The sequence below is a fragment of the Candidatus Chlorohelix allophototropha genome (assembly GCF_030389965.1).
GTDB lineage: Bacteria > Chloroflexota > Chloroflexia > Chloroheliales > Chloroheliaceae > Chlorohelix > Chlorohelix allophototropha.
On the sequence record NZ_CP128399.1, the window covers coordinates 317,429 to 340,777 of the forward strand.

Annotated in this window: 24 protein-coding genes; 13 read left to right on the forward strand and 11 right to left on the reverse strand. The window is 46.4% G+C overall.

Annotated features, from left to right (window positions below):
- Nucleotides 1–9 precede the first annotated feature (9 nt).
- The 7 genes from OZ401_RS01430 to OZ401_RS01460 all read left to right on the forward strand — a co-directional run bounded on the left by OZ401_RS01430 (nt 10) and on the right by OZ401_RS01460 (nt 6,197).
- Nucleotides 10–609 carry a hypothetical protein gene (locus OZ401_RS01430; RefSeq protein WP_341468932.1) on the forward strand — a complete coding sequence of 200 codons (600 nt, stop codon included), beginning with the start codon at nt 10–12 and terminating at the stop codon, nt 607–609.
- A 34-nt stretch (nt 610–643) separates the two neighbouring features.
- Nucleotides 644–1,456 carry a mechanosensitive ion channel family protein gene (locus OZ401_RS01435; protein WP_341468933.1) on the forward strand — a complete coding sequence of 271 codons (813 nt, stop codon included), beginning with the start codon at nt 644–646 and terminating at the stop codon, nt 1,454–1,456.
- A 14-nt stretch (nt 1,457–1,470) separates the two neighbouring features.
- Nucleotides 1,471–2,085 carry a nicotinate-nucleotide adenylyltransferase gene (gene nadD / locus OZ401_RS01440; RefSeq protein ID WP_341468934.1) on the forward strand — a complete coding sequence of 205 codons (615 nt, stop codon included), beginning with the start codon at nt 1,471–1,473 and terminating at the stop codon, nt 2,083–2,085.
- An 11-nt stretch (nt 2,086–2,096) separates the two neighbouring features.
- Nucleotides 2,097–3,521 carry a PQQ-dependent sugar dehydrogenase gene (locus OZ401_RS01445; RefSeq protein ID WP_341468935.1) on the forward strand — a complete coding sequence of 475 codons (1,425 nt, stop codon included), beginning with the start codon at nt 2,097–2,099 and terminating at the stop codon, nt 3,519–3,521.
- A gap of 38 nt (nt 3,522–3,559) precedes the next feature.
- Nucleotides 3,560–4,297, forward strand: a complete 738-nt coding sequence (locus tag OZ401_RS01450; RefSeq protein ID WP_341468936.1) for an HAD family hydrolase — start codon at nt 3,560–3,562, stop codon at nt 4,295–4,297.
- A gap of 92 nt (nt 4,298–4,389) precedes the next feature.
- Nucleotides 4,390–5,583: an acetyl-CoA C-acetyltransferase gene (locus OZ401_RS01455; RefSeq protein WP_341468937.1), complete on the forward strand. Its 1,194-nt coding sequence runs from the start codon at nt 4,390–4,392 to the stop codon at nt 5,581–5,583.
- An 86-nt stretch (nt 5,584–5,669) separates the two neighbouring features.
- Nucleotides 5,670–6,197, forward strand: a complete 528-nt coding sequence (locus tag OZ401_RS01460; RefSeq protein ID WP_341468938.1) for a mismatch-specific DNA-glycosylase — start codon at nt 5,670–5,672, stop codon at nt 6,195–6,197.
- A 34-nt stretch (nt 6,198–6,231) separates the two neighbouring features.
- On the opposite strand, the gene folE2 is transcribed toward OZ401_RS01460, so the two are convergent.
- Nucleotides 6,232–7,044, reverse strand: a complete 813-nt coding sequence (gene folE2, locus OZ401_RS01465) for a GTP cyclohydrolase FolE2 (RefSeq protein ID WP_341468939.1) — start codon at nt 7,042–7,044, stop codon at nt 6,232–6,234.
- 249 nt (nt 7,045–7,293) lie between these two features.
- Nucleotides 7,294–7,785, reverse strand: a complete 492-nt coding sequence (locus tag OZ401_RS01470; RefSeq protein WP_341468940.1) for a hypothetical protein — start codon at nt 7,783–7,785, stop codon at nt 7,294–7,296.
- Between the two features lie 453 nt (nt 7,786–8,238).
- On the opposite strand from OZ401_RS01470, the gene OZ401_RS01475 reads away from it, so the two are divergent.
- From OZ401_RS01475 to OZ401_RS01490, 4 genes are read left to right on the forward strand one after another with little or no spacing between them, the layout of a single operon-like run.
- Nucleotides 8,239–9,321, forward strand: coding sequence for an RDD family protein (locus OZ401_RS01475; RefSeq protein ID WP_341468941.1), 1,083 nt, complete (start codon nt 8,239–8,241; stop codon nt 9,319–9,321).
- A gap of 6 nt (nt 9,322–9,327) precedes the next feature.
- The gene (locus OZ401_RS01480; RefSeq protein ID WP_341468942.1) at nt 9,328–10,137 is read left to right on the forward strand and encodes an RDD family protein; all 810 of its coding nucleotides are present in this window, start codon (nt 9,328–9,330) and stop codon (nt 10,135–10,137) included.
- Between the two features lie 23 nt (nt 10,138–10,160).
- On the forward strand, nt 10,161–11,213 hold the full coding sequence (locus OZ401_RS01485; protein ID WP_341468943.1) for a ThiF family adenylyltransferase: 1,053 nt from the start codon (nt 10,161–10,163) through the stop codon (nt 11,211–11,213).
- A gap of 21 nt (nt 11,214–11,234) precedes the next feature.
- The gene (locus OZ401_RS01490; protein WP_341468944.1) at nt 11,235–12,263 is read left to right on the forward strand and encodes an ADP-ribosylglycohydrolase family protein; all 1,029 of its coding nucleotides are present in this window, start codon (nt 11,235–11,237) and stop codon (nt 12,261–12,263) included.
- On the opposite strand, the gene OZ401_RS01495 is transcribed toward OZ401_RS01490, so the two are convergent.
- The 3 genes from OZ401_RS01495 to OZ401_RS01505 form a co-directional block, all read right to left on the reverse strand.
- Nucleotides 12,260–13,519 carry an N-acetylmuramoyl-L-alanine amidase family protein gene (locus tag OZ401_RS01495; RefSeq protein ID WP_341468945.1) on the reverse strand — a complete coding sequence of 420 codons (1,260 nt, stop codon included), beginning with the start codon at nt 13,517–13,519 and terminating at the stop codon, nt 12,260–12,262. The genes OZ401_RS01490 and OZ401_RS01495 overlap by 4 nt on opposite strands.
- Before the next feature lie 232 nt (nt 13,520–13,751).
- Nucleotides 13,752–14,849: a mannose-1-phosphate guanylyltransferase gene (locus OZ401_RS01500; RefSeq protein ID WP_341468946.1), complete on the reverse strand. Its 1,098-nt coding sequence runs from the start codon at nt 14,847–14,849 to the stop codon at nt 13,752–13,754.
- Nucleotides 14,850–15,005: 156 nt separating this feature from the next.
- Nucleotides 15,006–15,989: a DMT family transporter gene (locus OZ401_RS01505; RefSeq protein WP_341468947.1), complete on the reverse strand. Its 984-nt coding sequence runs from the start codon at nt 15,987–15,989 to the stop codon at nt 15,006–15,008.
- Nucleotides 15,990–16,221: 232 nt separating this feature from the next.
- On the opposite strand from OZ401_RS01505, the gene speB reads away from it, so the two are divergent.
- A complete protein-coding gene (speB, locus tag OZ401_RS01510; RefSeq protein WP_341468948.1) occupies nt 16,222–17,136 on the forward strand; it encodes an agmatinase in 915 nt (304 codons plus the stop codon).
- An 18-nt stretch (nt 17,137–17,154) separates the two neighbouring features.
- Nucleotides 17,155–17,646, forward strand: coding sequence for a GreA/GreB family elongation factor (locus OZ401_RS01515; RefSeq protein ID WP_341468949.1), 492 nt, complete (start codon nt 17,155–17,157; stop codon nt 17,644–17,646).
- A 76-nt stretch (nt 17,647–17,722) separates the two neighbouring features.
- On the opposite strand, the gene OZ401_RS01520 is transcribed toward OZ401_RS01515, so the two are convergent.
- From OZ401_RS01520 to OZ401_RS01545, 6 genes are all read right to left on the reverse strand, one after another.
- Nucleotides 17,723–19,684: a hypothetical protein gene (locus OZ401_RS01520; RefSeq protein ID WP_341468950.1), complete on the reverse strand. Its 1,962-nt coding sequence runs from the start codon at nt 19,682–19,684 to the stop codon at nt 17,723–17,725.
- Nucleotides 19,685–19,713: 29 nt separating this feature from the next.
- A complete protein-coding gene (locus tag OZ401_RS01525; protein WP_341468951.1) occupies nt 19,714–19,875 on the reverse strand; it encodes a hypothetical protein in 162 nt (53 codons plus the stop codon).
- 110 nt (nt 19,876–19,985) lie between these two features.
- Nucleotides 19,986–20,714 carry a RadC family protein gene (radC, locus tag OZ401_RS01530; protein WP_341468952.1) on the reverse strand — a complete coding sequence of 243 codons (729 nt, stop codon included), beginning with the start codon at nt 20,712–20,714 and terminating at the stop codon, nt 19,986–19,988.
- Between the two features lie 46 nt (nt 20,715–20,760).
- Nucleotides 20,761–21,201: an NADH-quinone oxidoreductase subunit B family protein gene (locus tag OZ401_RS01535; protein ID WP_341468953.1), complete on the reverse strand. Its 441-nt coding sequence runs from the start codon at nt 21,199–21,201 to the stop codon at nt 20,761–20,763.
- Nucleotides 21,198–22,586, reverse strand: a complete 1,389-nt coding sequence (locus tag OZ401_RS01540; protein ID WP_341468954.1) for a proton-conducting transporter transmembrane domain-containing protein — start codon at nt 22,584–22,586, stop codon at nt 21,198–21,200. Before OZ401_RS01540 ends, OZ401_RS01535 begins: the two co-directional genes overlap by 4 nt.
- Nucleotides 22,587–23,348, reverse strand: coding sequence for a hypothetical protein (locus OZ401_RS01545; RefSeq protein WP_341468955.1), 762 nt, complete (start codon nt 23,346–23,348; stop codon nt 22,587–22,589). It lies immediately after the preceding gene.
- Nucleotide 23,349: the final 1 nt, after the last annotated feature.

Genomic DNA, 23,349 nt, shown 5'->3' on the forward strand with positions numbered 1-23,349 from the left:
GAGGCGCTTATGGAACGTCTGCGAAAACACGGAATTTATCTAATATTGACGTTGGCGCTGTTGGTTACTTTTCTTTTAAGCGCTTGTGACGATGCGCCGGAGCAAGGTAATAAAAGCCAGTATGTACAGGATGCCGTCAATGCAGTTAATGGCGGCACACCTATACCTGTACCTACCGTCGATCCGCAACAAATACTAAATTTACAACTGTTTTTAGGGCAGGTGGATTATACACGACAGAAAGACCCTGCCCCAAAGGTGGTACTATTTGTTCTAAATACCGGCAGAACTACGATTTATATTAGTTCCTGCGAAGGCACAATTTTACAGCGCAATGAAAATTCCACATGGATAAATATTGCTGCGGCGCGTCCCTGTGGAACTAAGCCTCAGCCGCTTGAACTTAAACCCGGTCTTGAATATAATCTATCATTCGAGTTTCTGAAAGCGAGTCCTTATAAGGGTCAGAGTTTTTATGTGGATGGGAAATACCGTTTGGTAGTGAATTTTGCCACTGCTTGCCCACTTGCCAATGCGGATTACTCACAATGTATAAATCGCAACTGGGTCGCTTCGTCTGAATTTGATCTATTTCAACTACCTCAATAAAGCTTCAGAATCAAGGTGACAAAGGGAAAAGCCGGTGGGCGAAATCTGGGATGAACTGGTAAAGTATTTTACAACTGGAAAATCGGGCAACTCGCTGGTGGACATCCTGCTGTCAATATTTGTGTTTTTTTTCTGGTTATTGTTGCTACTGTGGTTAGGTCATATCTCACGGCGTGCCCTTCAGAAATTTGCCGTCCGCAATAGCCGCAATCCCAATTTGGGAGTGTTGCTGGGCAACATCGCCTACATGTCGTTCCTTACGCTTGCACTCCTCTTAGCTATAACTTTTTTGACCGGAGCTTCGATCAACAATATATTTACCTTTTTGGGCTTTGTCGGCGCAGGTCTTGGTATTGCTCTGCGCGATGTAATATTAAGCATTATCGCGGGAATCTGGATATTGCTGGAAAAGCCTTTCAAGATTGGGGATATTATCAAGGTAAAAGAGGTAGAAGGGCGTGTAACCGGCATTCATATTCGCACCACCCATCTGAGGTCTCTTACCGATATACCCTTGATAATCCCTAACTTTATTCTTTTTTCAGAAATTGTCACCAATCAGTCTGATGGGGATAAAAAGCAGGTAATCTTGCGGCTTATGTTGCCGGTTACCACTTCATATGAGGATTTAACGGCGCGAGTTAAAGAGGCAGTTCAAAAACTTGAAAAAGTAGATGAGTATAGTCGGGGCGATCCAGTGCTTTATCTAGAAAGAATCCGGGGTGATAGGACGCTGATTAGAGTTGAGCTTCCGGTTTCCTATACCACCGACCCACAATTTGGTACACAGGCTGGATATGCAATCAGACAACTTTTGCCGGAAGCGGAAATACTTTCAATTGAATAGAGAGGCAGAGATTATTGCAGCGAATCGGCATAATCGGCGGCACTTTTGACCCGATCCATACCGGGCATTTGATTATAGCGCAGGAAGCCGCTTGGCGGATTGGGTTAGATAAGGTCTTATTTGTACCGGCGGGCAATCCACCGCATAAACGCAATCAGCAGGTTACGGAGGCGTATCACCGCCTTGAAATGGTGCGGTTGGCTATCGAAGGAAATCCACTTTTTGAGCTTTCTCTGGTGGATGCTGAACGGCTTGGCTATTCTTATACCGCCGATATGCTACAAGAACTCCGCCTTGAGATCAGCGATTCCGAACTGTACTTTATTATCGGTGCAGATGCTGCCTCCGAATTGGTAAATTGGTACAAACCGGAAAAAGTGCTGGCACTGGCTAACTTGGCGGTGGTGAGTCGTCCCGGTTATAGTCTTAATCTTGATGATTTAAAAGAACGCTTTCCTGAGATTGAAAGCCGCATGGTGTTAATCGATTCTGCTATGATACAATTGGCGGCAAACCAGATTCGCCAGTATGTGCAGCAAGGTGAGCCGATTCGTTATCTTGTCCCGCCTTCGGTAGAAGCCTATATTTACAAGGAGCGTCTCTACTCTCCGCCTGAGAGTTCAAAATAAAGAGGTATAATGTGATTTCAAATAGATTTAAGCCTATGGCATTAATTCTGGCGCTATTTGCTATCATTAATTTGCTGGTAGCCTGTGGCAACGAAGCCATTACTACAATTACGCCAGCCACAACTACTTCCACAACTCTTGCCACTACTAGCGCTTCTACTACTGCTGCGACAACGCCGCTTCAAACCAGCGCCACGACCGCTACTACTGCTGCAACTACTGTGGTGTCAACCACGCCCGCAATAATCGCTTCTAAGGTAGCAACCAGTGCGCAACCTACGCCCACAATCGGAAATGTTTATCCTTCCGGTCCTGCCCCAACTGCGGCTACACCCACGGGTGGTTTAGTGTCGGTGCAATTGCAAATACCTGAGCAATTACGTAAGCGCGGTTTTACTGTCTCCCACACCTTAAATTTACCCGCCGGGTTTTCCGCTTCACTTTACGCCTTGCTGGATGAAGGGGTACGCTTTATGACCCTCAGCCCGGATGGGGTAGTGTTTGTCAGCGAAATGGGTAGCGGTCAGGTGGTGTTGTTAAAGGATAACAACGGCGTGGCGGAACGGGTCAGTTTCGCTGTTGGGTTGGATGCGCCGCATGGTTTGGCATTCCATGTCAGCAATGGTATTACCTACTTATACGTGGCGGAAATGACTCGCGTGGTGCGGTTCGCATATCAACCCGGTCAACAACGCGCCGATAAAAAAGAAACCATCGTTACCGGAATACCGGGTGGGGGTAATCATCGCACTCGCACAATTGTGTTCGGCAAGGACGGCAAGATGTATCTTTCAGTGGGTAGCAGTTGCAACGTGTGCGAGGAATCTGACCAACGCCGCGGTTCGGTGCTACAATTTAACGATGACGGTACTAACGGGCGTATATTTTCCACAGGACTACGCAATGGGGTTGGTCTGGTGGTGAATCCGTTTACAGGCGAACTTTGGGAAACTGAAAATGGGCGTGATAGTCTCGGCGACAATATACCTCCCGAAGAAATAAATATTCTGACGGATGGCGGACATTACGGCTGGCCCTATTGCTATAGCAACGGCGTGTGGGATGGCAATTTTGGTAAGCGCGATCAGGCGTTTTGCAACACTACCATTAAGCCTGTCTTGCCAATGCAGGCACACAGCGCGCCACTTGGAATAGATATTTACACTGGAAAACAGTTCCCGGTGGATTATATGGGCGATGCCTTTGTAGGCTTTCACGGCTCATGGAATCGTAACGAAAAGACTGGCTATAAAGTGGTGCGGTTGAGGGTTAAAGATGGTCGTCCGGTAAGCTATGAGGATTTTGCTACCGGGTGGTTGGTAAATGGACAAGCTTGGGGTCGCCCGGTAATGCCGATGATGGCGGCAGACGGCAGCCTTTTGCTTAGCGATGATATGGCGAATGCGGTTTACAGGATTACATATACCCGGCAGTAAGTATGCCACCAACCACAACGCTCAGGAGGAAACTGGAAATGACAATTAGAGCGGTGTTGTTAGACCTTGGAGATACCCTGATAAGCGGCAATATAACCAGCGGGGATACCGAAACGATCTGGGAGGAAGTTTATTGTACCCTGATTAATCCCTGTCACGATTCTTCTATACCTTCACTCCCTACCATACGTGCTGCTATCAAAGAGCATGTACATAACCAAATGGCGCAAGTTTGGAAGTATAAAATCGAAAAAGAACAAGATGCGCTGGAAATGTACAATATTGCTTTTGCGGCGACAGGGTTTGAAGTGGATACTTGCTTTATTCACCGGGTACTGGAGTTGGAACATAAACTACTATATAGGCATCTGGTGCGAGTCGGTCCTACCGTTTTTTCCACGCTACAGCTCTTGCGAGAACGGGGCTATTTGCTAGGATTATGCTCTAATTTCTGCAACCTGACCGAAGTGGTATATGAGAGCTTGCGAGAAGTAAAGTTGCTTGAGCAATTCGATCAGACTGCGGTTTCATGTGAAGTAGGCTGGCGCAAACCTTCTCCCCGTATCTATGCTGCCATTTGCGAAAGACTGGCAGTTGCGCCGGAAGAGTGCCTATTTGTGGGTGACAGACTAATTGAGGATGTAAAAGGTCCGCAGGAATATGGCATGCGAGCTATCCTGACGCATGAGTTCAGACAAGAAGACCCTACCCCTGAGATACAGCCCTTTGCAGTGATTACTCGACTGGATCAACTTCTTGCACAGCTTGAGGAATGACAGCTTTTACCGCGTTTGTTATAATAAAATTATTATAGTGCACAGTAAGAAGTAGTGTATCCCTATTCAAGCATATAAAGGAGTTTGCGAAGATGGCTCAGAACAAGAACGATGCAGTTATCGTAAGCGGGGTGCGCACCCCAATTGGCAAGTTTGGCGGCACTTTGGCAGATACTCCCGCCAGCAAATTGGGCGCTATTGCGATTTCAGAGGCGTTGCGCCGCGCCGATATCAAGCCAGATCAGATTAGCGAAGTAATAATGGGAAACGTTTTGCAAGCCGGTCAGGGCATGAACCCGGCTCGTCAAGCTACTCTGAAAGCCGGATTGCCCGTAACCGTTCCCGCTTTGAGTATTAATAAAGTCTGCGGTAGCGGCATGAAAGCGGTTATTTTAGCGGCTCAGGCGGTGCAATTGGGCGATGCCGATATAGTAGTAGCGGGTGGTTTTGAGAATATGAACCAAGCCCCTTACCTATTGCTTAAAGCCCGTAACGGCTATCGCATGGGTAATGGTGAAATCATTGACTCAATGGTCAATGACGGTCTGTGGGATGTATTCGAAAATTATCACATGGGTATTACCGCCGAGAATGTAGCCAAAGAATATGACATTTCTCGTCAAGAACAGGATGAATTTGCCTTGCGCAGCCAACAAAAGGCAGCGGCGGCTATCGCGGCAGGTTATTTTAAGGCTGAAATCGTGCCAGTAGAAATCAAGGCTAAAAAAGAAACCGTCCAGTTCGATACTGACGAGGGTGTACGCGGCGATACTACTCTTGAAGGTCTTACCAAGCTGAAACCGGCATTTCAACCGAATGGCGGTACTGTAACGGCGGGTAATGCCAGCAGCATAAATGATGGGGCTGCCGCATTGGTAATAATGAGCCGCGCACGCGCCGAGGAATTGGGTTTGAAGCCACTGGCGACAATTCGCGGTTATGCCAGCGCCGGGGTTGAGCCTCGCGTTATGGGCATCGGACCCGTTCCTGCCAGCAAGAAAGCCCTTGAGAAAGCCGGACTGACCGCTTCGGATATCGAACTGGTAGAAGCCAACGAAGCTTTTGCTGCACAGGCTTGTGCCGTTGGTAAAGGACTAGGCTTGAACGGTGACATCGTGAACGTTAGCGGTGGCGCGATTGCATTGGGTCACCCGATTGGGGCGAGCGGCGCACGTATTTTGGTTACCTTGCTTTACGGCTTACAGCGTTTGGGTAAGCGCACCGGTCTTGCTACTCTCTGCATCGGTGGTGGTCAAGGCATTGCGGTTGTAGTCGAACGCGAGTAATTCTTTTAGACAATGTGAGGGATGCGGGATAGTTTTCATCCCCATCCCTTTTTCTTTTGACTTTCCATTTGTGACTCTGAAAAACTATGACTTCATCAAGAACAGAACTTTCTGACATTCTCGAACCGGGGATAAAGCTGTTAATAGTGGGCTTTAACCCCTCGCTGGTATCGTGGGATAAAGGGCATCACTACGCCAACCCGGTCAACAACTTTTACCGCTTGTTGTATCAGTCGGGGCTGACTCCGCGCCTGCTCAAGCCGGATGAGGATGGCATGTTACCGCAATACGGTATCGGGCTGACCAATTTTGTGCTACATATCCCCTCTGCCAACGAGAGTAAAGTACCAACTTCGGTGTATCGCGCCGGGATTGAAGGGTTGGACGAAAAAGTTAAACGCTATAGCCCCAAACTGATATGCTTTAACGGTATGAAGCTGTATAGCTATTATTTCAATAAGAAATTGCCGGACTTTGGTTTGCAGCAAGATACGGTGGCGGGTAAGCCTCTTTTTGTTACGCCAAGTAGTAGCGGTGCAGCAAATATGTATTTTGCCCGTAGGCAAGAGCTATATCATGAGATGAAAGAACTGCTGGACAGCTTTGAGGAATAAAAAAGCCCCCTCAAGAGGCTGAAGGGGCGAAAAATTATTGAGCTTGTGGACGCTTGTCCATTTCGATAAAGGCGTAGGCATTGTGATTGTGAATGCTTTCGTCGTTATCGCTTTCCACCGTGAACCAGTCAATACGGGGGTCATCCAATAAAACCTGAGTTAAATCACGTACCACATCTTCAACGAATTTTGGATTCTCATAGGCTCGCTCGGTTACGTACTTCTCGTCCACGCGCTTAATCAGTGAATAAACCTCGCAACTACCACTCTGTTCGGCGATACTAATCAGGTCTTCCAACCAGACTAATGCGTTAGAGCGAATTTTAATGGTCACAAAACTTCGCTGGTTATGTGCGCCATAATCGCTGATCTCTTTCGAGCAAGGACATAAAGTTGTAACCGGAACTTCTACCATCGTGATAAGGTCGGTGTTACCATCGGGACCCTGCATTGCTGAGAATCCGCATTTATACTCCATCAAGCTTTTGATACGGCTGACAGGAGCTTCTTTGGTCAGAAAATAAGGAAAAGTTACCTCAAAATGCGCTTCAGCTGCGGTCAGCTTTTCACGCATAGTAGCGAGGATTGTTTCTATATTGGCTGGTTCGATTTCGCCTTCAAACTGGTTAAGAATTGCGACAAAGCGACTCAAATGTGTACCTTTGAATTCTTTAGGGAGGGACACATACATATTGATGTCGCCAACGGTGTGTTGCAAACCGTTGTCGCGCTCTTTCACAGCAATGGGAAATCGAATATCCTTGATACCGACTTTATTGATGGCGATGTTTCTTTTATCAGGTCTGCTCTGAATGTCAGGTAGAACCCGATCATTTATTTGAAGCATTTATGTTAATATCCTTCCTAAAAGCTACTCGGCGCAGGTGGGAACAAAGCCCTGAAACCAACATGCAAAACCGTGCAGCCCCATAAAAATAAATCTGCGTGTTAATTCTATTCCAATCAATTAGCAACTGCAACGGTTAATAAGCAAACTACCCTTTATATATCCTTATTTATAACTTCTTATCAGGGAAAAATAAAAATCGGCGGTTGTTTAGACCGCCGATAGCGAAGGAGGAGAAAAGCATATTATTTAGGAGAGAGCTTCATTTTTGAATTGGTAAACCCCAACCGGGTTTTTAGTTTCCGGGTGATTCGTAGCTTTAAAGGCGAACATAGCCAGCGAAGAAGGCAACGCCCACGCAATCCCGGTCAATAAGCCCATCTGAGCATAAGCAACGCCACGAGTGAAAATTCCGGTAATCAGTTCTATAAAATCTACCGATGGTGCTGCATGCACCGCATTATTCAAAATTTGAGCGCCTATCACGCAACCACTCCATATCCCGAAGGCTGCAACTGCAAAGAAAAGAGGCGCTAACAGCAACCAAACCACCGGGTGAAGGTTAAACTCAAGCGCTTTGCGCGTAAAATATCGCGCGACCAATGCTGCTACCAGAATAATAAAGAGCGGTGCAATCGCATTGTAGTTGAAACTGCCTACAATATACAGATAAGCTGCGGTTATAAGTGCTCCGGTTGCGGTGAAAGCGATATTGATTATTTGATGACTGCGACTATTCATATGGCTACCCGTTTCAAGTCCCTATCACATTTGCCTTCTGATAACTACGTTGCTTTATAATTCATCTACTAAAATAATAACTCTCCAACATTACAATTAGTATGACGTAAATCATAATCTATAAAAATAGGCTGAAAGTCCCTATGCTGCCTATTACTTTTGGGTTTTACCCCTGTTCCCATAATTAATTCTAGCTCTAGTTCCTTTTTGGCGCATTGGTCTAAGGGTCTAATTGCTGGTTTAACCTTTGGATAAGGTCATTTAGAATATGGAAGTTGGGGTAAGAGTTACGCCCAAGGCATTGGCGAAGGTAGTGAAAAATACTATGTCAGCTACAAAGTCCGTATCTGTATTGACCTCCTCTACCAAGTTTTTACCTTGCGCTTGGCGTAGATATGAATTATTATCATTCCCAGACAAACGGTAAGAGAATCCAAAAGAAACGGATCAAGGATGTTTTGTATTAAATGCGGCAAAGAAAACAAGGAAGGGTCAAAGGTTTGCTACTACTGTGGCGCATTGCTGGTAAACCAAAAACCACCAGAGCAAACTTCGACTGAGATAGATGTGAATCAGGTTTCCAGCGATGAAACTATTTCAACTAATTGTTATAAGTGTGGCAAAGAAAACAAGGAAGGGTCAAAGGTTTGCTACTACTGTGGCGCGTTGCTGGTAAAGCCAAAACCCCCGGAAGTGGAAAAGGTGGAAACCCCGCCCGTTCAATATCCCACCGCAACGCCTGTTATACCGCCCACTTCTAACAATGCGCCCGGTAACTTCCCACCTTACTATAACCCTACATCTGGAGGTTATTCACCACCCCCGTCCCAAAGAAGCCCTTACCCTCCCGGTTATCGTTCTCCCTATGGTATGCCTCCTTCGGCTTGGCGTGGTGGAATGGCGCAACCCCGTTTTCCGATAGCCCCAAACGGTGTACCTTATGTGGTAAACGAAAACCCGCAAGCGTTTCATAGCTATACCAAAGAGGGCAAGCAGGTTTATGCTATTTTCGCCAGCTTTTCCATTCGCGTATTTGCGGCATTTATCGATACAATGATAATGTCGATTCCGGGTTTTATGCTTTCGTTGCTGGTGTACTGGGTAACCTTACCTGCTTCGGTACTAGAGTCAAATTCTATTGACCCAACAAACCCCGATGTAGTAAGCGCTTCAAACTGGTTAATTCTGCTGAACGGTACCATCTACCTGTTATATTGTGTTTTTATGACGGCACGCTTCGGACAAACAGTAGGACACCGCTTGATGGGTTTAAAGGTTATGAAGCTGGACGGTAGCAAACCGGATTTATCTACCGCGCTGGTTAGAAACCTTTTTGGCTATAGCTGGATTATCTCGCAAATATTGAGTGCGGTTGATATTGGGCTGGTAAATATACTGGGTTTTATTCTGACTGTAATGGTAATGATTGGTTTTGGTTCGGTAGCATGGGCACCCCGGCGACAGGGTTGGCATGATCGCTTGGCAGGGACGATAGTGGTACATCGGGCTGAGTTAGTCAAAGATTTAAATTTCTAGGCGGTAATGTACTGTAATAATTGTGGAAAACTAAATCTTAAGGAAGCAAATTTCTGTTATGGGTGTGGTAAGGCTCTAGAACTCGTCACCGAATCGGTACAGGTTCCGCCTGCACCTGTTTCATCGGTCGCTGCAAATACGCCACCCCCATATTATTCTACAACGCCCTCAACTTATTACAGCGACTATTACAATACGTGGCAATATCCTCCCGCCAATTATAACCCGGTAAATAGCCCGAACTTTTTATATCATCATCCGCTGGCATATAACGCGGCAGGACTAACTTATGATATAAGCGGGCAACCGAGCGCATTGTACAGCTATGTTGATGAGCAAGGTAGGCTAGTATTATTAAAAAGGGCGAATCATGGGAAACGTTTGCTAGCCGGAATTTTGGATTGGGTGCTTGGCTCTTTACCGGGTTGGCTTGTAATTATTGCTGCCGATAATAACTTGAGTTATATCTTGCCCTTCAGCCAGGGAATTTCTTGGTGGGCTTCGCTAATTTCAACACTTTGCTTTTTCGGCTATTTCTTGACGATGACTGCGCTTGCCGGGCAAACCCTCGGTAAGATGGCGCTAGGCATTCGAGTGGTGCGCTACGATGCGAAAAAGCCCGGTTGGTTACTGGCTTTTATTCGCCAATGTTTGGGTTACCCGCTCAGCATTGCCGGGTTTATGTTGGGCTTTGTATCCATATTTGTGGATTCGCGCCGCCAGAGTTGGCACGATAAAATGGCACGTACCCTAGTGGTGGAAGAGCGTATTTATATTGAGGGTCGCGATTTTAGTCTCCCGCCCTTTTCTCAATAAAAAAATTCAAAACGGAACTATATATGAACATTAATGAAAATAAAAACGAGCTTGCCCGCTATGCTCGTCAAACTTTGTATCCCGGAATCGGTCTGGAAGGACAGAAAAAATTACTACAATCTCGCGTTCTAATTGTAGGTTGTGGCGCGTTGGGTACAAGCCTCGCCAACCACCTTGCCCGTGCCGGAGTGGGTCATTTGACCATCATAGACCGTGATTTTATTGAACTGAATAATTTGCAACGCCAGACCCTTTTTGATGAGGAAGATTTAAAGCACGCTTTACCTAAAGCGGCGGCGGCTACTGCTAAGCTACGCTTGATAAATAGCGAAATTTCGATTGAGGCGTTGGTTGAAGACTTCAATTATGATAATGCGCTTGAACTGGTTAAGGGTGTTGATGTGGTGCTGGACGGCACCGACAATTTTGAGACACGCTATCTGATAAACGATGCCTGTGTAAAGCTGGGCAAAGCGTGGGTTTATAGCGGAGTTATTGCGGCTTACGGCATAACTTCTACTATTGTACCCGGACAGACCCCTTGCTTGCGTTGCCTGTTCCCCGACCCGCCCCCACCGGGCACTACGCCTACCTGCGATACGGCGGGTATTATCGGCAGCATTGTAGGGGTAATTTCTTCTATAGCGGCGGGTGAGGCAATCAAATTGCTGGTGGGTAAAGGAACGCTCAATCGCGGGTTGCTCTCGGTGGATTTGTGGCAGAACAGCTTTGAGAAACTTCCGATAGAAACGCCCCTGCCCGATTGTCCATGTTGCGGCAAGCGTAAATTCGAATATCTTGAATCGGAAGGGGCGCGTGGAAGTCACGCTGCCAGTCTATGCGGGCGAAATGCTGTTCAGATTTCGGTGCGCCCTGCGGCACAAATCAACTTAGAAGAATTAGCGATGCGTTTGCAGGTTGCTGGTGCGGCGGAAGTAGCTCAGAACGAATACCTGTTAAGGTTTAAACTGAACAGCTACGAGTTCACAGTTTTCCCCGATGCGCGCGCGATTATCAAAGGCACTGACGATGAGAATATGGCTAAGACGCTATATTCCCGCTATATCGGCATATAAAAGCTGCAAAGAGAGGGAATCATGGAGATTGCGGACAGAGTTTCAGGTTGCTTCTTTGGGTTGGCAATTGGGGATGCTTTTGCAGCAAGAACCGAGTTTATTTCAAGTGTCGAACAAATCTATCTGAAATATCCCCCTGATGGTCCACATGACTTGGAAGGCTCACCTTCGCGTGTAACCGATGATACGCAGATGACTCTCGCGGTGGCAAGGGCGCTATTAAATGCTCCGAGACCGTTTTCTCCAGCGGGACTCGAAATGACTTTGCGACACGAATTTGTGAAATGGTTGCTCGATCCCGAAAATAACCGCGCCCCCGGTCTTACATGCTTGGATGCTTGCCAGAATCTTAAAAAGGGGCTGATCTGGCAGCAAGCGACGGTAGCTCATTCAAAAGGTTGTGGGGCGAATATGCGGGTAGCTCCGGTTGGTTGGATGCCTGCTGGCAAGTTTGGGATTGATTCTAGCAGCCGTGCGGCTATTGCTCAGTTTCAGGCGGCTCTAACGCATGGACACCCTACCGGGTTGGCTGCTTCTGACCTCACTGCCGCTACCATAACTTACCTTTTGGAAGGTGGAAAACCTGCTGAATTGGTAAGCTGGCTAAAAGAATATTCTCACTCGCAACGTCTGGTTTATCATACTGACTGGTTGGGTTCACTTTGGGATCGTAGTACATTTAGCAATCCACAGAACTATATTGCGAAGGGCTGGGATGATTGTTTGGGAGTACTTAGCAGGCTTGAAAAGGCGCTCCTGAGACAGGATTATAAGACCGACCCTTGCCAGCAAACAGGCGCAGGCTGGATAGCTGAGGAAGCTCTCGCCACTGCTTTATTATGTTTTCTGCTCTACCCGGATGACGCAGTTTCGGCTATCCGGCGCGCCGCTATTACTTCCGGTGATTCAGACTCAATCGCTTGTCTGACCGGAGCGTTTGCGGGTGCATATTTAGGGGCAAAGGCTTTCCCCCAAAATTGGCTTGATAGAATTGAATATCGCGAAACAATACTTGAATTAAGCGAGGGCTTTACAAAGCTGTTTGCTTAGCGCGGGATACTTACTACTGTGGCATCGCTCTTTTTAATGAAACCGCCTTGCTCAAGAATCGGCAACCAAATTCCATAAGAGCTATTATTTTCCGTGTAATTGGTAAAAATCTGTTGTTGCGAGACATAAGCGATCACGGTACCGTTATCGGCTGTGCTAAAAACAGGGGTGCGGTCAAGGCGTGCTTCAATAGCGGCTGCCAACCCTATAGGTTTTTCGCGTTGCTCGAAAGGTGGTCGCTGGTTAAGGAATACGATAATACCGTTGGCAAGCCCTCGCGCCACATCATCGGCACGGTTAACCAGTATTTGCGAATCGTTTGGATTGGTAAGAAAGCCTAATTCGATTATTGCACCGGGCGTTACTTTACTGATGGCATAATAGCGATACGCTGAATTGAAGGAATAATACTCGGTCATGCCATCGGTAATACTACCGTCACGCTTCATTAATGTTGCGGCTTCGTATTGGCTGTAGATCGAATTTACCAGTGTATCGTCAGTTTTGGGGATAGCGCTGTTCCAATAGTGCGCCAATTTAAACCCGCTTGGACTGCTATTAGTTACCGCGTCACAATGAATGGCTACAAAGGCATCGGCAGTATATGCGGGCGGGACAGTAGCGGGTAACAAATCCACCGTCACGCCTCTTGAGATGAGCAATGCGGCGGTGCGGCGGGCTATATCGTAGTTAATCTGCACTTCCGTATAGCCACCCCCGCTACCGCCTGTCTGGTTACGCAGCGCCGCCCATTCATCCGGCAGTTTGTCTATATCCAGATGCCCGATTTGCAACCCTACACGCGGTTTTCCATTTATACCATAATTGGGTAATAACGTTGGGATTGGTTGACGGGTTTGCGGTGGGGCAATGTAGGGAATCAGCGGCACCCCATTGATTAGAGTCAGGTTCTCAGGCTTCAGATTTGCGGCGGAAATGCGCCCGCTATAACCGTAATTGCGAGAGGCTTCAAAAGTGGCAAGGGGCGGAGGCGTTATAAAAATTTGATAGCGTGGTAGTGGGCTACCGCTTACTATATCTGCCGGAGTAGGCGGTGGCGCATAGCTAGAACCGGTTTGTAGGGTCGAATTCGGGCTAGGGGCTGGCAAAGTATCAATAAGTGGCGCAAAGGTCGGAGCGACAAGAGAGAGTTGTGGGGCACGAGTAGGGCGACTTTCATCCTCACAAGCGGTGAGCAGCAAACCGACAACTACTAGTCCCAACAAGAAAATTGATTTGAGTTTATTGGTATACAACGGATTGTTGTTCCGGACGATTAACGCAGCGCCTTACCTTGCGGTTTTGTAGCTTGCTTTGGCGTTTGCGGCATTCTTATTAACAAATGTAACTGCCAAACTGACTAGAAGCAAACTTAAGCTCTATGGTAAGAGCGCTGTGTCATGTAGGTTTGGCAGTGTTAATTTCACACAAAAAATCATCAACTTAAGCCAGAATAATCTCCTCAAAATCAGATGACATTATATTGATTTAGAGGTATTTATCCAATCCTAGAACCTTAAGTTTTTCTACTATCTTGCGCACATCTTGGTTGTTCTGGCGTTTGCAGACCAGCAATACATCGGGCGTATCTACCACAATAATATCTTCAAGCCCGATAGTAGCCACTAACTTTTGCTGGTTTGCAGTATAAACCAGTGAATTAGTAGTTTCGATGCCAAGATGGTGTCCTATAATGGCGTTGCCATCCTCATTGGCATTGCGTAGAGCGATTAACTCTGCCACTACCGACCAGTCGCCAACATCGCTCCAACCAATGCTAACCGGCAAAACTGCCATATGGGCTGATTTTTCGGCGATGCCCACATCGATTGTCTCGGGCTTTATTACATCCCAGATTTTGTTAAGTGCTTGCCAATAATTATCCTTGCCATAAGCAGCTTTTATCTGGTTTAACTGTGCATATAGTTCAGGCTGAAGGGTTTTATATTCACCCAAGATAGTGGATAATTTCCAGATAAACATCCCACTATTCCAGCTATAGCGTCCTGTAGCTAGATATTGTTCGGCTATCTCTCGTGCTGGTTTTTCAACGAAACGATTGACCTTGTAACAATCCAGTTCGTCAATGGTTCTTAACAACGCACCACGTTCGATATAACCATATCCGGTATGCGGGCTATCAGGTTCAATACCGAGAGTAACTATGAAGCCTTGTTCTGCCATGTTAGCGGCAGCAAGTACGGTTTTACGAAATTCATCGGTTTTGGTGATGACATGGTCGGCGTGAAAAGAGCCGATTACAGGGTCAGACTCGCCTTTTGCAGCGGCAAGCCGTTCGATATGAATTAACCCCAACCCGATAGCAGGTGCGGTACCTCGTCCGCTGGGTTCAATCAGCACGTTTTCAGGATTTAGCTCTGGTAGCTGCTCCCGGGCTTTTTGTGCTTGCGAATCGCCTGTTACTATGACGATATTTTCGATAGGAATTATGCCCTGTAACCGCAGCACAGTTTCCTGTAGCATGGTATGTTCTGAAACAAGGTCGAGAAGTTGTTTAGGGCTTGTAACGCGGCTGCGTGGCCATAGTCTTGAGCCAATTCCACCTGCAAGCACAATTGCATACATCCAGCTATGCTCCCCTTAAGTTTACAAGAAATGAACAAATAAGAAATACACGAATTTATTATACATTATGTAGCTAGACTTATTTTCCTGTGAGTTTTACAAATAAATAGACCCGCATTAGAACTTGATGCGGGTCAGAAAAATTTATATGTTGTCTCAGGCGTGCGCAAATTCTTCCGCAGGTTTGCGGCTTAGGCTGAGAATTGCCAGCACTATTAAAAAGCCGCCCAACAATTTAGCTGCATTAATACTTTCATCCAATAGCAGCGCCCCCAATAGCACTGCCACCGCCGGTTCACTGGTTGCAACTATTCCAGAGCGGGTTGCTCCAATTATATTGATGCCCATCAGCAGTAAAAACACCGAAAATCCGGTCAATATTCCAATTGCTATGCAGCATATCCACCCCGCTACTGTCATATCAAAACGAAAAGTACCGGTCACGCTTACATACAAGGTGAAACACACCGCCGTAACCGGGATGCAATAACCTGCCATTATCAGCCCGTTTGTATTTTTCCCGAAGTGTTGCGCCAGAACAGAGTACCAAGAATTGCTGAAGGCAGAACCGAACACATATAATGCGCCAAGCCAGCTAAAGGTAGCGCCCGCCATAAAAGCAGTACCAGGGTCTACCGTCAGGAAACAGCCCAATAACGCCAACCCAAGCGCTATAGTTTTAGTCCAACTCAATTTCTCATTGAAAAACAATACCGACCAGAGTACAATCAGCACGGGAAATACGAATACCAATAGAGCAGCAGTTCCGGCTGGCAGTAACTCTAGACCCATATAATAAAAAAGCGCGTTGGTAATCCAGATTAGCCCCAATAGAAAAAAGCTCAGCGCTTTCCGACGTGGTTGACGCACTTGCAAGCGCACACCACGCCGAATCAATAGCCAGATTGTCAGCCAAATTACCAGCCCGGCGCCAATGAAACGGATGGTTAATAACGATGCAACGTTGGCATTTCCTTCGTAGGCATATTTAGCTAGCACCGATTGTACGCCGTAACTTGCGCCTGCTATAGCTACAATGCCGATACCTAACCAGTGTCGCCCACTGCCAGTTTGCAGTTTTGTTTTGAATGAAATTGATTGGATTGGAGCAGTTTCAGTGAGCTGCTCTAGCTGGTTCATTTAGTAAAGTCTCCTCATTACTGTTGATTTACACTCAAATAGTTTGACTTTTGCCCTTACTAAAGTCAATAGGCATTATTGCGGCAATTTTTAACACCCTTTTTAACTAGGCGACAACTTTACAGTATGGGTGCGAGTGTTATAATACTTTTAACCGTAATTTTACGCCGCTTGCCTTTTTTTATAAGGTAGCACTCTTCTTCTGTTAATAACAGCGATGGAGATAAATTCAGTGACTTTTGTGAACATTCAGCTTGAGGAAATCGAAATAAAGGCGAACGCTATACAGTTTCTTGAGCCGGGCGAAGGTTATATAAAATCTTTTGAGGAGAGTCGGATAGCCATTATTCCGGCAGGGCTGGAACAAACTACTAGCTATATGCAGGGAACAGCCAGAGGTCCTGCCGCAATCCTAGCAGCCAGTTCTCAAGTTGAGCTTTATGATGAAGAATTGGATGACGAGCCGGTAGAATTGGGTATATTTACTCTGGATGAGCTTGAGTTCGGTGATAAAACGCAGGAGCAGAGTCTCGCCCTCATCGGTTCTGCCTTCAAAACTTGTATGGATGCCGGGAAGTTTACGGTTACACTGGGTGGTGAGCACTCGGTTACCATCCCCATCATTCACGATCTTAAAAACCGCTTCTCTGATTTAGTAGTTTTAAGCTTTGACGCGCACGGCGACTTGCGTATTACCTATCATGGAGAGCTAAGCCACGCATGTGTTATGCGTCGTATCTCCGATATGGATGTGCCGCTTTACGTTATCGGGGTGCGGAGCGTATGCCGTGAGGAAGTGGAATTTGTACGCTCTAACTCCAAAGTCGAGGTGCTGTTTGATTACCAGCGTGCCGAGCGCAAATTTGAGGTAGCTGACCTGTTGAAATGGGGCAAGCATGTTTACGTAACTGTCGATTTGGATGCGTTTGACCCTGCCGAAATGCCCTCGGTTGGTACACCCGAACCGGGAGGTTTACGCTGGCGCGAGTTTTTCGCAATTTTCAAAGAAGTATGTGAAAATTTCAAAATTGTAGGGTTTGATATTATGGAATTAATGCCCCGCGAAGGTCAGGAAAGAGCCGATTTTTATAGTGCAAAACTTATCTATAAAATGTTAGGCTATATGCGACGGGCAGGGCAATTTTAATAAGGAGGCAGTGCATAAATGGCTAACCCCATTAACCAATTGACGGCTGAAGCCAAAATCTCGCTTGAAGCTGAGTTAAAAGAATTACTAGAAGTGATTGAACCCGATTTGGTGGCACGTGTCGGAGATGCGGCATCGCAGGGAGATTTACGCGAGAATTTTGCATACCACGACCTGCGCCGTGAACTTGGTATAAAGCGTGGGAGAATACAGGAATTGCGCACTATTCTAAAATCCAGTGTAATAGTTGAAGTACCGATAAACGATGGCTATGTACGTCTTGGTTCTACTGTGGTAGTTACTGAAGATGGGTTTGATGATGAGGAAGTTTTTTGGATTGTGACCGAGGCAGAAGCCAGTAATCAGTCTGATTCTTCTAGCGGGAGAATGAAACTGTCGGTAGGTTCACCACTAGGGCAGGTGTTATTAGGTCGCAAAATTGGCGACAAGGTGACTTTTACTGCCCCTACCGGCGCTAAGCTGGCTTTTATTGTTAAAAGAATCCAATAAAAAAGACTTCAGAATAAGAGTTTAAAAGCAAAAACCCCATCTCGTTGAATCGAGATGGGGTTTTTAAGTATAGGCTTTACTTTTTCACGCCACCTATACGGTAGGTGAAGTATTCCGGGTCGGTAAGGTCGGTTCGGAAGGCGCTATTTCCACTGGATAGGAGGTTGCGCAGATATGCCCGGCTGAAAGGTCGCTCGATATTGACCAGCGGATACAGGTCATTCAAAGATGCACGCAGCAAATCCGCTTGCTTTACGCCCACAAGTTCAAAGGCGTTAGCCACCAGAAAGTCGGTTTTCTTGCGGTCTGATTCTTCGAGACGTTTCTGGTTATCAAGTTTGCTGAAGCGTTCGGGCGTAAGAATTTCGTTCTCATTTACCTGGCATTCAAAACCAATGGTTCGGTAAACGAACTTCTGCCGTCTCTCATCGTAAAACAACAGACGACGTTCTTGTTCTTGGCTACTAACCTCGTACTCAATTATAAAGTGATTAGTGCGAATGCCCTGAGTTACCAGCAATTTTGCACCCGGTATCAGGTTGTTAGCATAGAAGTCTTCCAACCCGGCAATCCACCCGCCGCGAGTACCACTTGGAAAGTGCAACTCGGCAGTGTAGGTAAATTCCAGTTGGGGCGCTTCAAGGCGCAGAATGACCAACTTCTGTTCTTCTAATAAACCGGACGGGAATAAACTACGGGCGTTTAAGTCATAGGGCAGCAAACCATTTTCGTACTCGTAAAAAGTAATGGTATGCTCCCATTGTTTGCGTCCTTTTACGGTAGTTAGAACAATCGGGTCATTTAAGTTTGTATCTTCGAGGAACTTATAGTCTAACCCGATTTCGGATGCCTTGCGTTTGCCTGGACCAAGGGCGTTCATACCCGGTGCAGTCCAAATGCGATCGTCTTCCGCGCCAACAAACTCGAAATCTTTCTTTTCGCGAGAAAGGCGGAAGTTTAAGGAGAAGCGTTTCGCTTCGTAATCCTGATCATTATTGCGTTTGTTAAAGACATCCGTCAATATAGCGGTGTCGGTAACAGGCCCGCCAACTTCATTCATATAATCGCGAATGCGGCGGAAATCCCCTTTGGTCAACCTTTCGGTTTGATCTTCGAGGAACCAATCATTGGCAAAGTTGATAAAGCGCAAATCCTGATTCAAGCTGGTAGCCAAAGCAGAAGAGAAATAGTCACCATATGTATCCAGAATTTCACTGGCAGATTTGCTCAAATCGACTTCAACGCCTTCGTCCAGCGTCACAATAACAGGTCCTGCTGGCGCAGCAACCGGTTTAGGCGCGGCTACAACAGGTTCAGCGACAGGAGGCTTGGCTTCAATCGGTTTAGGTGCGGCTACAACAGGCTCAACGACAGGAGGCTTGGCTTCAATCGGCTTAGGTGCGGCTACAACAGGCTCAACGACAGGAGGCTTGGCTTCAATCGGTTTAGGCGCGGCTACAACAGGCTCAACGACAGGAGGCTTGGCTTCAATCGGTTTAGGCGCGGCTACAACAGGCTCTTTTGCTGCAATTTTCTGCTCGGCATTGGCTGTTTTTGGTTCTGCCGCAAACGGTAAAGGCAGCGCAAATGTAGAAGTCGTTTCTTGGCGGGCGGGTACATCAACCGCTTTAGCATGTAATTCTTCATCAGACATAGGCACTACCGCTTTGGCTCCTTCAAAAAGGCGAGTTTTAAAGCTGTGATGGTCATATACAACCGGCCCGGGAGTAGGAGCAATCCCTAATTTAGTGGTTTTGAATGTAATTTGCCCTTCTTCGTTTTCTTCTCGTAAGAAAACGCCAGGGTTAGCGGATAGAGCTTTGTCAATAATGGGCGCTAGCGCATCAATGTTGTCAAGCCCCTTATATTTTTCATCGGCAAAAAATTGAGCCAGATTCTCAAGAGACTGGCGGATATTGGCGCGGGCGGACATAGTCACACCTTGCATTCGCATCAGCGCAAAAACTTCCTGAGCAAGGCTTTGTTCTTCGGGAGTACCTGCGAGATCCAATTTGGGCGGCTGATATAGCTGTGCCATTGCTTAAAAATACCTCTCCTTAATCTGCGCTATTTTACGCCAGCGGATTCCTTTAAAAGCTCGATATACCGCCTAGTCAGGGATTTCAAACTTTGTGGTCTGTTGGATTTGCGCAACCATTCTACCAGACGTTCGAGTTGAGTAGCATCAATTTTGTAATTTGTTTCTACTTTTGAAAGATTATTTTGCATTATTTTCTCTTTGATTTATTTCTTAGAAAGGCACACCAAACCTAATACCCCTCGTTGGGAGTTTATGAGGGTATCATACACCATGTTGCTGTAATATTCAATTCGGGACGTTATTCGTTGAATCCTAGCCCTTTTTCCCGCATACTTATAAAACGTTGGTGACCAATAACAAGATGGTCTAGCAATTCTATATCCATTAGCTTACCGGCTTTCTGCACATCTCCGGTAACCCGCACATCATCCGCGCTAGGGGTTGGATCGCCGCTTGGATGGTTATGCGCCATAATAATCGAGGTAGCGTTTTGCCTTATAGCTTCGCGAAAAAGCTCCGCTACACGCACATTACTGCTCATTAGTGTACCACGATATACCTCGATTATGCGGATAATCTGATTCTTGGTATTCAGTAATACTACTTTGAGCACTTCTTGTTCAAGCTGGTTCATCTCCAGCATCAGCATACCTACTATATCGTTAGGGCTACGCACTGTTGAACGTGCTTCAGGGTTTGCCACCAACAAGCGTCGCCCCATTTCCAGCGCTGCTTTTAACTGACTGGCTTTAGCTTCACCCAACCCGCGCACTTGGCACAATTCATCAAAAGGGACTCGACTCAAACCTGTAAGCCCACCGTATTCATGCAACAAGCGTCGGCTTAATTCTAGCACGCTTTCACCGGATATCCCTACCCTTAACAGAATAGCCAGCAATTCGTCATCGGATAAACTCACTGCACCGTTTTGTTGCAGTTTCTCGCGAGGCGGTATCTGGTCGGGAAAATCCCTTTTGAAGCGGTGCTGTTGCGATTTAGGTTCTGAAAGCGATTTTGATTCAGACATATTGCCACCTCTTAAAAGACATATCCCTTACAGCGATGGTTAAACCTTACTTCGCTTGATATAGTTCCAGAATTGCATTCAGAATACTTTGCGGGTCAGGCGGAGAACCTGCCAGATAAGCATCAATTTTCCTGCCTACCGATAGCTTTAAATCGGTTTCTTTAACCGATTCTGAAAGCTGGATTGGTCCAGCAACTCCATAACAACTGGCAAAGGGCGCACCGCTGATGGTATCAGAACCTAACACCAGCAATTTTACATCCGGCGAGAGGCTTTCCACTAAACGCATGGCATGTTCAGCTGCTTTCACTGTGCCTATTCCTGTAATAACAAGTAGGTCGCATTGTTTGGGACTGGAAGTTAAATAGATACCGAAATGTCCGGCATTGTAAGGTGGCACAAAAATAGACTCAAACTCCAACTGCGTAGCGTTGGAGCCTCCAATATTGAGTGGGAAAACTGCAACCGATAGCCTGTTTTTTTTCATGATGCTTTCAGCGCACTCCCCAACCAATCCAACGGTAATGCCGACCATATGCCAAAAAATATCATTACAGCAATCAGCAACAAGATTATTGCGCTTGTACCCATAGGCTCGGCTTTTGTTTTTAGTCCAGGTATGCCTCGTCCCATAAACTGATTATGGAAAAATCGCAAATAGGCAAGTAACCACAAAGTGATGGCAAGACCTCCAAGTAATGCCCAACCGATCCCCTCTTGCGCGGCACTTTGCAGAATTAGATATTTGCCCGGAAACCCACTGATTAGGGGTGCGCCCGCCAATGCCAGCATCCCGAAGCTCAATCCTACAGTTGCCACCGGCATATGCCTTCCCAACCCGCTAAGCCCCGTCATCATCCGTTCGTAATTGCAATAGTATATTACTGCCAACGATGTGAAAATGAGCAATTGTGCCAAAGCAAAATTCGCCGCTTCAAAAACTGCTCCGCGTAACCCGGTAGTGTGGGGTGTTGCCAATCCGAATAGTACGAGGCTCAAATTTCCGCTTCCGGTATAAGCCAGCATTTTACCAAAACTGCTCTGTGCCATACCAAATAACCCTGATAAAACTGCTCCTGACATGCCAAGCGCCATGACAGGCAAAGTCTGGCTAGTATTATTTAGCAAAAGGGTGGGATTTTGTTGTAAAAAATCTACTAGAAATATAACTGCCGCACCGTTTATAAGTCCTAGCACCAGCCAACTTGCTAAGGCAGGAGCATCTTCAATTACTTGTGGTAGCCAAAGGTTAAAGGGGAAAACACCAAAACGCAAAGCGAATCCGGTAATTGCAAGCGCCACGATTACTTTAATCAAGCCGATTTGTTGTGGGTCGAGGCGAACTCGCTCCAAAAAAACCTGTGCCACAAACAAAAGCAAGCCAAATAGCACCGTGACTATCAAGTAACGTACCGCGCTTTTAACCACCCGTACAAAGCGTTCTTCGTCTTCTGCACCTACATCCACAACTGAAATAATGCTAAAAAACTCGGCGGCTACAAAGCAAAGGGTTACTACAAATACGTTATTAATAAAAAGCGCTGCATTAATTGTGCCGCAAACTGTGAGTGTTACCGGAGCATAACGTCCACTTTTCAGGTTATCGGTAAGATACGCTACCAGCAGGCTGATGCTCGCTAGGATAAAGAGGAATGTTAAAAATAGTTGGGCTATAGGAGTGAAGAAGAAAGCATTATCAGCGTTTGTCGGGTTTTCAATCCACACCATTACAGTACTTGCCACTAATCCGGCTACCGCTATAGTCACTGCTACTTTATAGCTCCAGCGATATTTTTCAGCCGGAAATAATGCCTCAATCAGCACTAGAAACAGTGTAGCTGCAAAAGGTAGTACGATAACCGTAAAAGGCACTTATTTGACCGCCTTTCTTCCGGCTGTGAAAGCATCACTCAGGTTTAGCGTTTTAAGTTTATTATAGAAAAGTATGGCAAGGTATGAAATCAGAAGCGCCAGCAAAATGGTGATTGCCGCGCTAAAGCCCAACACCAAAGGATTATCACCACTGCGTAATAGTGAGTAGAGTAGGTCTGCACCGTTTAAGGCAGTTAACAAGCCAATTCCCAGTTTGAGAATATCGCTGCCCACTACCATAATGGTAACACCAATCGAGAATGTCCAGTAGAAGGCGAAATCGCCCAAAAAATTGCCGGAGAAAGGCAACAACGTTGCAAATGCATAGGTGGCTACTGCTGCAATAATGCTTGTACCTATTGGCAGCATATAATCAATATAGCGAAAACGGCTAAGTTGTTCTTTTTGCTGGCGGCGAAAAAAGCGGCGCAAACCCCCGGTTCCGGCTGCATCTTCCTCAGCCTCTTGCTGCTTCAGCCTGCGTCGCTCGATTATAATTGCATACCCGGTTAGAAAAATTATTAACGCCGCAATAACCCCCGACATAGTTTTGAGAAAAACTGCCAGTGGTATTGAACCGAGCATTACACGCTGGGCAGTTCCATTCTGATCGTTAGCTACTACTGCCACCACAAAGTATTGAAAGACCAGCGCCGGGGTTATAATTACCCAGTCTTTGTACACTGCCAACGCTACACAGGATGCTACCAGTAGCCCTATATAGAAAATATAATTACCAGCGGTAAGTGTCAGAAAATCCACA

Bases quoted from the DNA above. Each gene is read 5' to 3' on its own strand.
- OZ401_RS01500 (WP_341468946.1), bottom strand. From the start codon at position 14,849: ATGTATGCAATTGTGCTTGCAGGTGGAATTGGCTCAAGACTATGGCCA.
- folE2 (WP_341468939.1), bottom strand. From the start codon at position 7,044: ATGCTTCAAATAAATGATCGGGTTCTACCTGACATTCAGAGCAGACCT.
- OZ401_RS01505 (WP_341468947.1), bottom strand. From the start codon at position 15,989: ATGAACCAGCTAGAGCAGCTCACTGAAACTGCTCCAATCCAATCAATT.
- OZ401_RS01455 (WP_341468937.1), top strand. From the start codon at position 4,390: ATGGCTCAGAACAAGAACGATGCAGTTATCGTAAGCGGGGTGCGCACC.
- OZ401_RS01470 (WP_341468940.1), bottom strand. From the start codon at position 7,785: ATGAATAGTCGCAGTCATCAAATAATCAATATCGCTTTCACCGCAACC.
- radC (WP_341468952.1), bottom strand. From the start codon at position 20,714: ATGTCTGAATCAAAATCGCTTTCAGAACCTAAATCGCAACAGCACCGC.
- OZ401_RS01515 (WP_341468949.1), top strand. From the start codon at position 17,155: ATGGCTAACCCCATTAACCAATTGACGGCTGAAGCCAAAATCTCGCTT.
- OZ401_RS01475 (WP_341468941.1), top strand. From the start codon at position 8,239: ATGTTTTGTATTAAATGCGGCAAAGAAAACAAGGAAGGGTCAAAGGTT.
- OZ401_RS01535 (WP_341468953.1), bottom strand. From the start codon at position 21,201: ATGAAAAAAAACAGGCTATCGGTTGCAGTTTTCCCACTCAATATTGGA.
- OZ401_RS01480 (WP_341468942.1), top strand. From the start codon at position 9,328: ATGTACTGTAATAATTGTGGAAAACTAAATCTTAAGGAAGCAAATTTC.
- OZ401_RS01485 (WP_341468943.1), top strand. From the start codon at position 10,161: ATGAACATTAATGAAAATAAAAACGAGCTTGCCCGCTATGCTCGTCAA.
- OZ401_RS01490 (WP_341468944.1), top strand. From the start codon at position 11,235: ATGGAGATTGCGGACAGAGTTTCAGGTTGCTTCTTTGGGTTGGCAATT.
- OZ401_RS01450 (WP_341468936.1), top strand. From the start codon at position 3,560: ATGACAATTAGAGCGGTGTTGTTAGACCTTGGAGATACCCTGATAAGC.
- OZ401_RS01460 (WP_341468938.1), top strand. From the start codon at position 5,670: ATGACTTCATCAAGAACAGAACTTTCTGACATTCTCGAACCGGGGATA.
- OZ401_RS01430 (WP_341468932.1), top strand. From the start codon at position 10: ATGGAACGTCTGCGAAAACACGGAATTTATCTAATATTGACGTTGGCG.
- OZ401_RS01525 (WP_341468951.1), bottom strand. From the start codon at position 19,875: ATGCAAAATAATCTTTCAAAAGTAGAAACAAATTACAAAATTGATGCT.
- OZ401_RS01520 (WP_341468950.1), bottom strand. From the start codon at position 19,684: ATGGCACAGCTATATCAGCCGCCCAAATTGGATCTCGCAGGTACTCCC.